Annotated in this window: 12 protein-coding genes and 1 pseudogene; 10 read left to right on the top strand and 3 right to left on the bottom strand. The window is 66.1% G+C overall.

The features are described 5' to 3' along the window. The 6 genes from JWN03_RS40935 to JWN03_RS40910 form a co-directional block, all read left to right on the top strand. Nucleotides 1-753: MaoC/PaaZ C-terminal domain-containing protein (locus tag JWN03_RS40935; RefSeq protein ID WP_297627367.1), on the top strand; the 753-nt coding region annotated here is incomplete at its 5' end. Between the two features lie 28 nt (nt 754-781). After that, nucleotides 782-1,660 carry an SDR family oxidoreductase gene (locus JWN03_RS40930; protein WP_297627365.1) on the top strand — a complete coding sequence of 293 codons (879 nt, stop codon included), beginning with the start codon at nt 782-784 and terminating at the stop codon, nt 1,658-1,660. 23 nt (nt 1,661-1,683) lie between these two features. After that, on the top strand, nt 1,684-2,949 hold the full coding sequence (locus JWN03_RS40925) for an acyl-CoA dehydrogenase family protein (RefSeq protein ID WP_297627363.1): 1,266 nt from the start codon (nt 1,684-1,686) through the stop codon (nt 2,947-2,949). Nucleotides 2,950-3,026: 77 nt separating this feature from the next. Continuing rightward, nucleotides 3,027-3,902 carry an alpha/beta fold hydrolase gene (locus tag JWN03_RS40920; RefSeq protein WP_297627361.1) on the top strand — a complete coding sequence of 292 codons (876 nt, stop codon included), beginning with the start codon at nt 3,027-3,029 and terminating at the stop codon, nt 3,900-3,902. A 51-nt stretch (nt 3,903-3,953) separates the two neighbouring features. Further along, entirely contained in the window at nt 3,954-4,739 is a 786-nt protein-coding gene (locus JWN03_RS40915) for a PTS sugar transporter subunit IIA (RefSeq protein ID WP_297627359.1), read from the top strand. A gap of 17 nt (nt 4,740-4,756) precedes the next feature. Beyond that, nucleotides 4,757-6,304: a PTS ascorbate transporter subunit IIC gene (locus JWN03_RS40910; protein ID WP_297627356.1), complete on the top strand. Its 1,548-nt coding sequence runs from the start codon at nt 4,757-4,759 to the stop codon at nt 6,302-6,304. A 3-nt stretch (nt 6,305-6,307) separates the two neighbouring features. Here the strand turns inward: JWN03_RS40910 and JWN03_RS40905 are convergent, their stop codons facing one another. The 3 genes and pseudogenes from JWN03_RS40905 to JWN03_RS40895 form a co-directional block, all read right to left on the bottom strand. Next, nucleotides 6,308-6,619 carry an SAM-dependent methyltransferase gene (locus JWN03_RS40905; RefSeq protein ID WP_297627354.1) on the bottom strand — a complete coding sequence of 104 codons (312 nt, stop codon included), beginning with the start codon at nt 6,617-6,619 and terminating at the stop codon, nt 6,308-6,310. 40 nt (nt 6,620-6,659) lie between these two features. Continuing rightward, nucleotides 6,660-6,809, bottom strand: a pseudogene (locus JWN03_RS40900) (SAM-dependent methyltransferase); the annotation flags it as partial. Nucleotides 6,810-6,902: 93 nt separating this feature from the next. After that, nucleotides 6,903-7,763: an alpha/beta fold hydrolase gene (locus JWN03_RS40895; RefSeq protein WP_297627352.1), complete on the bottom strand. Its 861-nt coding sequence runs from the start codon at nt 7,761-7,763 to the stop codon at nt 6,903-6,905. Nucleotides 7,764-7,826: 63 nt separating this feature from the next. Between JWN03_RS40895 and JWN03_RS40890 the strand changes: the two genes are divergently transcribed. The 4 genes from JWN03_RS40890 to JWN03_RS40875 all read left to right on the top strand — a co-directional run bounded on the left by JWN03_RS40890 (nt 7,827) and on the right by JWN03_RS40875 (nt 11,398). Continuing rightward, nucleotides 7,827-8,633: an exodeoxyribonuclease III gene (locus tag JWN03_RS40890; RefSeq protein ID WP_297627350.1), complete on the top strand. Its 807-nt coding sequence runs from the start codon at nt 7,827-7,829 to the stop codon at nt 8,631-8,633. Next, nucleotides 8,630-9,130 carry a ribonuclease domain-containing protein gene (locus JWN03_RS40885; protein ID WP_297627348.1) on the top strand — a complete coding sequence of 167 codons (501 nt, stop codon included), beginning with the start codon at nt 8,630-8,632 and terminating at the stop codon, nt 9,128-9,130. The genes JWN03_RS40890 and JWN03_RS40885 overlap by 4 nt, the downstream gene beginning before the upstream one ends. Continuing rightward, complete coding sequence (locus JWN03_RS40880) at nt 9,130-9,630, top strand: barstar family protein (RefSeq protein ID WP_297627345.1); 501 nt, start codon at nt 9,130-9,132, stop codon at nt 9,628-9,630. The genes JWN03_RS40885 and JWN03_RS40880 overlap by 1 nt, the downstream gene beginning before the upstream one ends. A 157-nt stretch (nt 9,631-9,787) precedes the next feature. Next, complete coding sequence (locus JWN03_RS40875; RefSeq protein WP_297627341.1) at nt 9,788-11,398, top strand: phospholipase C; 1,611 nt, start codon at nt 9,788-9,790, stop codon at nt 11,396-11,398. The last annotated feature ends 289 nt before the right edge of the window (nt 11,399-11,687 follow it).

The raw sequence follows: 11,687 nt of genomic DNA, 5'->3' as shown, positions 1-11,687 counted from the left end.
GATCCCATCGAGGCGCACCTGAAAGGTGTTGTCGCACCGCCGATATTCGGCATCGTCCCGGTCTTCGAGGCCATGATGATGCCGGTGCTCGAGGTGGTGCCGATGGATATCTTCGGCCGGGTGGTGCACGGGGAGCAGGACTTCCACTTCCATCGCCCGATCCGGCCCGGTGACAAGCTGTCCTCGCGGGCCAAGGCCATCGGTTACGAGGGCAAGGACAATGGCTCCACCATCACCATCCTCATCGAATGCCGTGCGCAGGACGGGGAACTCGTCAACGAGCAGTACCTGACGGCGTTCTTCCGGGGGGTGAACGCGGGCCCGAAGGTCGGTGACGGTGCGCCGCCACACCGCTTCGACGCTGCGCTGGCCGGTCAGCCGCCACTGGCGGTGGTGCCCGCGCACGTGGATCTCGACCAGACCTTCCGCTACGCACCCGCCTCCGGCGATCCGGTGCCGCTGCATCTGGACGAGCAGGTCGCCAAGGACGCCGGTCTGCCCGGCATCATCGCGCACGGCCTGTGCACCATGGCCATGTCCTCGTGGGCGGTGCTCAGCGAGGTGGCCGATTCGGATGTCGCGCGGCTGCGTCGTTTCGCCGTGCGCTTCTCCAAGATGGTCTTCCCCGGTGACGATCTGGAGACCCGCATCTGGCGCACGTCTGGTGCGCGCGGTGAGACCACGTACGCCTTCGAGACCGCTCGCGGCACGGATCTGGTGCTGACCGACGGCCTGGCCGTCATCGCCGACTGACTTTTCGACTCTGTAGAGGGAGCAAATTATGGGTGCACTGGAGGGACGGGTCGCCGTCATCACCGGCGCGGGCCGCGGTATCGGGCGCGAGCACGCGCTGCTGTTCGCCCGCGAGGGCGCCGCGGTGGTCGTGAACGATCTGGGCGGCAGCAATGCCGGTGAGGGCGCCGATGTCGGCCCCGCGCACGAGGTGGTGAACGAGATCATCGCCGCAGGGGGGCGGGCGATCGCGAACACCGACAGCGTCTCGGACTGGCAGGGCGCGAAAAACCTTGTGGATCAGGCAATCTCGGAATTCGGCCGGCTCGATGTGGTGGTCAACAATGCGGGCATTCTGCGCGATGCCTTCGTGGCCGGTATGGACGAGTCGCAGTGGGATTCGGTGATCGCCGTCCATCTCAAGGGGCATGCGGCGGTGCTGCACCATGCGGCCGCCTATTGGAAGGACCAGTCCAAGGCGGGCAATCAGCCCACCGCCGCGGTGATCAATACCGCGTCCGCCTCGGGGACCACGGTGCCCAATGCCGGGCAGGCCAATTACGGTGCGGCCAAGGCCGGTATCGCCGCGCTCACCCTGGTCGCGGCCGATGAACTGGCCCGCTACGGTGTGCGTGTCAATGCCATCGCGCCCATCGCCCGCACGCGTCTGACCCTGGCTACGCCGGGCATGGGCGCGATGATGGCGGCCGAGGCGGAGGCGGTGGAAGAGGGCGGTTTCGACGCCTTCAGCCCGGCGAATATCTCGCCGCTGGTGGCGTACCTGGCCACCGAGAAGTGCCCGATCAACGGCAAGGTTTTCGCGGTGCAGGGCGGCGCCATCTCCGAGCTCGCCGGATGGCACGACGTGAAAACCATTGAGACCGAAGGCCCCTGGCTGATCGACGATATCGCCGATCAGCTGCCCTGATTCAGATCGTCTGGAGAACAACGATGTTCGAGTGGTCCGAGACCGATGAGATGATCCGCGACGCGGTGCGCAGCTTCATCGACAAGGAGATCCGTCCGAATCTGGAAGCGCTGGACAGCGGCGAGATGCTGCCGTATCCGATTATCCGGAACCTGTTCAGCCAGTTCGGAATCGACGCACTGGGCGGTGAGGCCATCAGCAAAATGCTGGCCAGGCAGCGCAAGAAGGAAGCAGCGCTGGCGGCCGGGGAACCGCTGCCGGAGAAGAAGGAACGCACGTCCGGCGACGGCGGCCCGTTCTCCGGGCAGGAGTCGATGATGGCGGTGCTCGTCAGCGAGCTGTCCGGGGTGTGCATGGGCCTGGTCACCGCCATGGGCGTGAGCATCGGTCTCGGGGCCACCACCATCCTCGCGCGCGGCACCCTCGCGCAGAAGGAGCGCTGGCTGCCCGACATCGTGACCATGAAAAAGGTTGCGGCATGGGCGATCACCGAACCGGACTCGGGCTCGGACGCGTTCGGCGGCATGAAGACGTATGTGCGCCGCGACGGTGACGACTACCTGCTCAACGGGCAGAAGACGTTCATCACCAACGGTCCCTACGCCGATACCGTGGTCGTCTACGCCAAGCTCGACGAGGGCGACGGCGTCGGCAAGCGGGACCGCAAGGTGCTGACCTTCGTGCTGGACAAGGGCATGGAGGGCTTCACCCAGGGCAAGCCGTTCAAGAAGATGGGTCTGCACGCCTCGCCCACCGGGGAACTGTTCTTCGACAATGTGCGGCTGTCCAAGGATCGGCTGCTCGGCGAGACCGAACAGCACGAGGGCGGTGACGGAAGGGAAAGCGCCCGTTCGAGTTTCACCGCCGAGCGCATCGGTGTCGCGTTCATGGCGCTGGGCATCGTGAACGAATGTCACCGGGTGTGCCTGGACTACGCCAAGAATCGCAAGCTGTGGGGCCAGGAGATCGGCCGTTTCCAGCTGGTGCAGTTGAAGCTGGCCAAGATGGAGATCGCCCGGATGAATATCGAGAACATGGTGTTCAACGTCCTCGAACGTGGCCGCGCGGGTAAGTCGCCGTCGCTCGCCGAGGCCTCGGCCATGAAGCTGTACTGCTCGGAGACCGCCACCGATGTCGCCATGGAGGCGGTGCAGCTGTTCGGCGGCAACGGGTACATGTCCGAATACCACGTCGAGCAGCTGGCCCGTGATGCCAAGTCGCTGATGATCTATGCCGGCAGCAATGAGATTCAGGTGACGCACGTCGCCAAGGGACTGCTCGCGCAGTAAGCCACTCGTCATCTGGAGCTGCCTGCGGGTGGTTCCGGACGACATTGGCTGTCACACAACTACATTGGGAGTCGGCAATGATGCCATCCGATCACAGCGTGGTGACGGAATCCACCCGGGTCTACGCGGGCGTGCGGACCAGGGAACTGTCCGTCGACGGTGCGGGCCCGACTGTCGTACTGCTGCACGGCTACTGCGACAGCGCCGATACCTGGCGTGGTGTGCTGAACCGGCTGGCGGCGGCCGGGCGGCGCGCCGTCGCGGTGGATCTACCCGGCTTCGGCCTGGCCGATCCGCGGGCGCCCGGACCGCTGACCCCGCAGTTCGACGCCTTCGCCGAGGCTCTGATCGCCGCGCACGGTCCCGTTGTCCTGATGGGTAATTCGCTCGGGGCGGCGACCGCACTGCACGCGGCGGCACGTGATCGGGTGGGCCGGATCCGTGCCCTGGTCACCCTGGACGAGCCGTTGCTGGCGCGACACTGGGCGGCGCGCTTGGTACGTCGACGGGAGTATCGGCGGTTCTTCGATCTCACCACCGTGCTGCCGGTGCCCGATCGGGTGGTGCGATGGGTTGTCGCCCTCGGGGTATCGAAGGTCATCTACGGGCCCGGCTACTCGGCCGATCCCGAATTCGTCGCCACGGCCGTGCGGTCGGTCCCGAATATGGCGGCGGCCGCCGCTCGCGGGCGTGATGCCATTCGCTATGCGCGCGAACACCCTTCGGGGCACGGTGATCTCACCGTCTCGTGCCCGGTGGTCGTGGTGCACGGCGGTAAAGATCGCATCATCCCGGTGGCGGCGAGCCGGGAACTGCACGCGCTGCTGCCCGGTAGCGAATTCGCGGTGCTGCCGACCGCCGGGCATTGTCCGCAACTCGACGAGCCCGACAATGTGACCCGGCTGCTGCTCGGCGTCCTGGCGCGGACGGGTGACCACGAGCAAGCTGGATAGTTCCGGTGTGCCAATAGGTAGCTGAGAGTGATGTCGTGCGACGATCGCCGCATGACATCGCTCGCGGATCTGCTCCCCGAAAATGCGATCGAACTCGATGTTCAAGTCTCCGGCTGGCGCGAGGCGATTGCCGCCGCCGGTAGTTTGCTGACCTCCACGGGCGTGGCCGCTCCCGCGTACACGGCGGAGATGATCGGCAATGTCGAGGAGAACGGGCCGTACATCGTCATCGCGCCCGGCTTCGCCTTCGCGCACGCCCGGCCCTCCCCGGCGGTGCACCACACCGGCATGTCCTGGGTACGGCTGCGCGAACCGGTCGAGTTCGGCAGCCCCAACGATCCGGTGGATCTGGTCGTCGCGCTGGCCGCCACCGACTCCGAGGTGCACACCGACGCCATGGCCGCGCTGGCCGGGCTGCTGCTGGAGCCCGGCGCCGACCAGCGGCTGCGCGCGGTGGCGACACCGCGCGAATTGCGTGCGCTGATCGCGGGCGAGGATGCTGCCGAGACATCCTTCACCGCAACAACTTCCGTCGGTCGCGGCTCGACCGGTCCGGTAAAGATCCTCACCGTCTGCGGTAACGGGGTCGGCACCAGCCTGTTCCTCAAGAGCACCCTCGAGAAGGTGCTCGGCCGCTGGCAGTGGTCGCCCTACGTCGATGTCGAGGCCACCGACACCATTTCCGCCAAAGGCAAAGCGTCCGAGGCGGTTGCCATCCTCACCTCCGGGGAGATCGCCAAAACCCTGGGGGACGTCGGCATTCCGGTGCAGGTCGTCGAGAACTTCACCAGCACAGCCGAAGTCGACCGCAAACTCCGCGAACTCTTCGACGTGTAGGAAGGCGAGCCCGCAGCATGAATGTCGTCCTGGCCATTGCCCAGTTCATCGTCAACGAGATTCTCAGCCAGCCCGCGTATCTCATCGGCATCATCACCGCCGTCGGCCTGATCGCGCTGCGCAAATCGGCCGGGCAGGTGGTCGGCGGCGCGATCAAGGCAACCCTCGGCTTCCTGCTCATCGGTGCGGGCGCGGGCCTGGTGGTGCTGTCGCTCAAACCGCTGGGCGACATGATCCAGGGCGCCCTCGGTGCGCACGGCGTCATACCCACCAATGAGGCCATCGTGGCCATCGCGCAGGACGAATACGGTGCGCAGGTCACCTGGTTGATGATTCTGGGCTTCGCGATCAGCTTGGCGCTGGCGCGCTTCACCCCGCTGCACTACGTCTTCCTCACCGGTCACCACATGCTGTTCATGGCGACGCTGCTGACTATGGTGCTGGCGGTCGCGGGCTTCTCCACACCGGTGGTGGTGTGCACCGGCGGCATTCTGCTCGGCATTGTCATGGTGTCCATGCCCGCGCTGGCGCAGGCCTGGACGCGGCGGGTGACCGGGGGCGACGATGTGGCCATCGGGCATTTCGGCACCGCGGGCTATATTGCGGCGGGTGCGACGGGGCAGCTGGTCGGCAAGCGCAGCCGCAGCACCGAGGAGATGAATCTGCCGGAAGGGCTGCGCTTCCTGCGGGATTCGATGGTCGCCACCGCGCTGTCCATGGTGATCCTGTACCTCACGCTGGCGGTGGTCTACCTGATTCGCGTCGGCGAGGACAAGGCCTTCTCGGTCTTCGAGGGCGGCGCGGCGAATGTGGGCAACTATCTGATGAAGTCGGTCAGTCAGGGCTTGCAGTTCGGAATCGCCGTCGCCGTCATCCTTTTCGGTGTGCGCACCATTCTGGGGGAGTTGGTTCCGGCGTTCCAGGGCATTGCCGCGCGAGTGGTGCCGGGTGCGATTCCGGCGCTGGACGCGCCGATCGTATTCCCGTACGCCCAGAATGCGGTGCTGCTCGGCTTCATCAGCAGCTTTATCGGTGGTCTGGTCATGCTGGGCCTGCTGACCTGGGTCTTCAATCCGGCGTTCGGCCTGGCGCTGGTGCTGCCGGGTCTGGTGCCGCACTTCTTCACCGGCGGTGCGGCCGGCGTCTACGGCAATGCGACCGGTGGGCGGCGCGGTGCGGTGCTCGGCGCGTTCGTGAACGGCCTGATCATCACCATTCTGCCCGCGCTGCTACTGAAAGTGCTGGGGCCCTTCGGGAACGAGAACACCACCTTCGGCGACGCCGACTTCGGCTGGTTCGGCACGGCCATCGGCACCGTCGCCAAACTGGGCGGCTGGGGTGCGGTGGCGGCCTCGCTGGCCATCGGTGTCGTCATTCTGCTGTCCGCCGTGCTGGTGCAGGTCAAAGTTGTTGCTACAGACTGGGATCCGGGCACGCGCCGGGATGCGATCCTCGGAGTGTCTCCTGCCGCACCGCATTACGAGGTGCCGCCGGAGGTGGGGGAGCGGCGGTACCCGAAGATCCCGCCACCGCACGGCGCCCCCGCGCCGCCCCCACCGGAGTAGCCGCTACAGCTTGCGCGCCATGGCGCAGGCGATCAGCTGTTCCCACACCGACAATTCCTGGGCGGTGCCGCGTATGCGCCGGACCCCGCCCGCTTCAGGAGAAGTCTCCGTCGCGGCGGGCCGCCACAGGGCACACGCCACCAGCTGGGGTTCGAGCACCTCGAGATCGCCGAAGAGCTCCAGGATCTCGTCCTCGCGGCGCCAGCGGCCACGCCCGAAGGTGGTCTGCAGCTTCTGCGCGAGATGTAGACCAGACTTCCGGGCTGTATCCGCTCGGTCCAGTAGCGGACCACCTGCCCGGTTTCTCGTCGTCATTGAGGTGGTGCAGGGTCGCGCTGAAGATAATGCCCACCGGCTGCTCGAAATCGATGAGCCGGATGACCTCCGGATCGTTCCGAATACCTTCCGTATCACGGAGATCCGCCTGGATCACCGCGGTGGTCTCGTGATTGGCGAGCAGCGCCCGCCCGTGCGCCAGCACGATCGGATCATTGTCGACGTACACCACCCGGGCATCGGGAATCAGCTGCTGCGCGATCTGGTGCACATTGTCGGCCGTCGGCAGTCTTCGCGGGTTTCAGACATTCCCGCCAATGCTTCAGACAGCGCGCAGGCGGGTGCGGCTGGCGTAGACGTGTTCCGCGATGAGGGTGGCGATGCGGTCGGGCGCCTCCAGCATGGGGACGTGACCCACATCGTGAACCAGAATACGGTCAGCGGAGTCCGGGAGTTCCTGTAGGAAGCGCCGGGCATACGCGCGATACGGAATGACCCGGTCGTTTTCGCACATGAGCAGGCGCACCGGCGTTTTCAGGTCCGACAGATCCTCCAGATCGGGGGCGCGCAGCACGCCGACGATCATCGGCAGCATGGCCTGGCAGTGCAGCGACGAGGTGATGGCGGCCTCGATGGCACGGCGCGGGGCGGCCGCGGTGTTCTTGCTCAGGATCAGGGCCACGGCTTGGCGCACCGGTGCGCTGAAGGCCAGCACGTCCGGCAGATATTTGCCGAGCTCCACCAGCGGTACCAGGGACAGGAACTTCAATCCGACCCGAACCTGCAGCGCGGAAGGGGTTTGCCAGCCGCCCGCCGGAGCGATAGCGGTGAGCGTGCGGGCCCGGCCGCGGCGCGCCAGTTCGAAGCCCACCCAGCCGCCGAGCGAATTGCCCGCGATATGACAGGTGCGCCAGCCCAATTCGTCCAATTGGTCTTCGACCCGATCGGCAAGGGCACTGACGTCCAGGTACCAGCCGTCGAGTTCGGGGCCGCCCCAGTGCCCGGTGAAGGCGGGAGCGAACACCTCGCAATGGGACGACATGCGTTGCGCCACCTGCTCCCAGCAGTGTGGCGACATCATGAACCCGTGCAACAGGAGCAGCGGATCACCGGAGCCGGTGTGGAGGGCACGCACGGGCGCGAGCGGGACGGTGGGCTTGTCGGTGCCTGACGTCATCGTCATCACCCCTTCCCGGACCTCGATGTCCGTGGAGAAGTAGGTATAGCGGCATTGTACGGTCGTGGGGTGCCCAAAATCCTCAGCACGGTAAACGTCAATGGAGTGCGCGCTGCGGCCCCCAAGGGGCTGCTCGCCTGGCTAGCGGTCACCGAGGCCGACATCATCTGCCTGCAGGAGACGCGGGCGACCGATGAGCAAACGCGTAGCGCACTGGCGCCCGCGCTCGATGCCGGATGGTTCCTGACCCATGCCGAACCCGGTATCAAGGGTCGCGCGGGCGTGGCGATCCTGTCCCGCCGGGCACCCGATGCCGTGCGCATCGGCGTCGGCCTGGACCAGGACGGAACCTGGTGTGCCGTCGAAGAATTCGCCGAGCTGGGACGCTACGTCGAAGCCGACTTCGACGAGCTCACCGTGGCCAGCGTGTACGTGCACACCGGCGAGGCCGACACCCCGATGCAGGAGGAGAAGTACCGCTTCCTCGATGCCATCGGCGCGCGCATGACCAGCATCGGCCGCGATTTTGTCATCAGCGGCGACTGGAATGTCGCGCATACCGAACTCGACATCAAGAACTGGAAGGGCAACGTCAAGAACTCCGGCTTCCTGCCGCAGGAACGCGCCTGGGTGTCAACCATGCTGGCCGCCGGATACGTGGACGTGGTGCGCCTGCTGCACCCGGAGGTGCCCGGCCCCTACAGCTGGCACTCCTACCGTGGCCGCGCCTTCGACAATGACGCCGGCTGGCGCATCGACTACCAACTGGCCGGCGGTGATATCGCCACCCGCGCCAAACAGGCCGTCGTGGAGAAGGCCGCCACCTACGCCGAGCGCTGGTCCGACCACGCCCCGGTCACGGTGCAGTACCGGTGAAGATCTCGTCGCGGGCGCGCGCCTGGCTGCTGCTGGGCGGCGCGCTGATCATGGTGCTTGTCGCTGTTCTGGTCTCCCGTGGCGGCGACCACGCCTCGACGACGAGCAGTACCAGGGCGGCGACCTCCACCGTCACCGGAAAGACCACCACCCAGACCAAACCGGGCCCGCGCGCCACCGGGCCCGCCGAGGCGGATCAACCGGTGCACGCACCCGGCGTCCCCGATCGCGCCTATCAGACGCTGATCGAGATCGACGCCGGCCGCTGGCCCGGCTCTGCCAATTCCCCTGGCACCCATGGCGGAGATACCTGGATGAACCGGGGCGGCAGCCTGGCGGCGAAGGATTCGAGCGGCAAGAAGATCTCCTATCAGGAGTGGGACGTCAATCCGAAGAAGCCGGGGCAGGGCCGGGATGCCGAGCGCATCATCACCGGCAGCGACGGCTCCGCCTATTACACCGGCGACCACTACAACACCTTCGTGAGGATGCGCTGATGACCGAGCTGACGCTCTCGCAGTTCCTCTCCGCCCCAGGCAAATCCGCCACCGAGGGCACCGGCAGGGCGGCCGCACAGCCCGCCCCCACCCTCGGCGTGCTGCCGCTCGGGGCGGCCGAATTCTCCGGCGTGCGTATGCAAATGCCCGACGACTACCTGTCGCGGGAGCTGCGCGGCCGCAAGATGCGCACGGTCGCAGAGGTTTTCGACGAATTCGCGGCCGCGTTCCAGTTCCCGTACTACTTCGGCCAGAACAAGGACGCCTTCGACGAATGCCTGCGGGATCTCGACGACTTCGTCGGTCCCGCACAGGGATACGTGGTGGTGGTGCGAAATGCCGCACTGCTGCTCACGGATCAGCCCGAAGAACGCCGCTGGTTCGCCGAAGCGATGACCGACAGTGCCGGGTACTGGGCCGAGCATGAGGTGGCATTCCGGGTGGTCCTGCAGGACGCCGCACCCGCCGGAATCGAGGCCGCGGCACTGCGTCTGGGATAGCCGATCGGCAGGGGCCTGGCATTGCCGGAGAGCAAAGCCGGATTCATCGGACCTTCCCGCTCCGTTCACCTTCTCGCGTATTTCCGTGTGGCAGGTGCTGCAATGGTCACGCTATTGCGATCGCTGCCTGACGCGATCGAAGGAACTGGGAGGTCCCATGCATGCCCCGTCTCGCCGCCGCTTCGGCAGGCGAAGTCGCGCCGCTGCCGCGTTCACCGCGCTGGTAGCGCTGACCGCGACCGCGTGCTCAGGTTCTTCGGGGCAGTCGGCCGCCGATACCGCGACGCCGATCAAGCACATCGTGGTGATCTTCCAAGAGAACGTGTCTTTCGATCACTACTTCGGCACTTATCCGAAGGCCGCGAACACCGACGGAACCCCCTTCGCCGCACTGCCGAATACACCGTCGGTGGACGGGCTCACCCCCGACCTGCTGACCAAGAACCCCAACAAGTTCCAGCCCCAGCGGCTCGGCGGTCCGAACCAGCAGATCACCTGCGATCAGGACCACGAGTACAAGGACGAGCAGGCCGCGTTCGACGGCGGCAAGATGGACAAGTTCGTCGAGCACACCGAAATGGCCGCCTGTAAGCCGCCAACCTTCGGCGCGCCCGGCATGGTGATGGACTACTACGACGGCAATTCCGTGACGGCGCTGTGGAATTACGCTCAGCACTACGCCATGAGCGACAATTCCTACGGCACCACCTTCGGCCCGTCTGCGGTCGGCGCGGTGAACCTGGTCTCGGGCCAGACCCACGGTGTGACAAAGGAATTCATGCCCGGCGGCAAGCCGTTCCCGGCCATCGACGTGCTGGAGCAGGCGGGCAACGGCCAGGGCACTCTCGTCGACGACGCGCAGCCCTTCGGTGACGACTGCTCCAGCCGCGACCAGGTTCAGCTCACCGGCACCAATATCGGTGATCTGCTGAACAAGAAGAACATCAGCTGGGGCTTCTTCGAGGGTGGCTTCAAGCCCACCGCGACCACGGACGGCAAAGCCGTCTGCGGCGCCAACCACGCGGTCGGCCCGATGCTCGGCGGCACCGGAAAGACCGGTGACAAGGCGTTCGATACCAAGGACGACTACATCCCGCACCACGAGCCCTTTCAGTACTACGCGCAAACCGCGAATCCGCATCACCTGCCGCCCAGTTCGGTGGACAAGATCGGCCAGACCGACCAGGCCAACCACCAGTACGACCTGTCCGACTTCTGGTCGGCCGCAGACGCCGGCCACCTGCCCGCGGTGAGCTACCTGAAGGCCGCCGGATACCAGGACGGCCACGCCGCCTACTCCGATCCGCTGGACGAACAGCAGTTCCTGGTCGAATCCATCAACCACCTGCAGAAACTGCCGGACTGGAAGGACACCGCGGTCGTCATCGCCTACGACGACTCCGACGGCTGGTACGACCACAAGTCTTCCCCCGCAGGCCTGTCCTCCAGCTCACCGGACGACATCCTGAACGGCCCGAGCACCTGTGGCGACGTAACCGGCCAGAAGGCCCAGTACCAGGGCCGCTGCGGCTACGGCCCGCGCCTCCCGCTGCTGGTGATCTCCCCCTACGCCAAGTCGAATTTCGTCGACCACTCGGTCACCGACCAGACCTCAGTCCTCCGCTTCATCGAGGACAACTGGAAAACCGGCCGCATAGGCGACGACTCCTACGACGCCCGCGCCGGTGTCCTCGATCCAATGTTCGACTTCAATTCCCCCGCCCAGCCCACCCTGGCCCTGGACCCGAAGACCGGCACCAAGAACTAACCGATTCCCCTGACCGCCCGGCCTCTTCACCCGAACAGGCCGGGCGCCTTGTCTTTTCGTGTCTTGTCCTCGAGAACGGCACCACAGCCGGTCGACCGAGCTGGAACCGCAGGTTTCCCCCCAACTGCGGAAGGTAAGCAATCTACCTCCCGCAGTCGGGGTGGGATCTGCGGTACCAGCTCGGTCGACTGGTTGTGGTCCGGTTGCAGAGACACGAAAAGACGAAACGAGAAAGACGAAAGACGCCCGGACACGAAGAACGAACAAGCCGGGCAACGGCTTGTAGCAC

The organism is Nocardia sp. (assembly GCF_025465275.1).
Classification (GTDB): Bacteria; Actinomycetota; Actinomycetes; order Mycobacteriales; family Mycobacteriaceae; genus Nocardia.
This window is presented reverse-complemented; position numbering and strand designations above follow the sequence as displayed.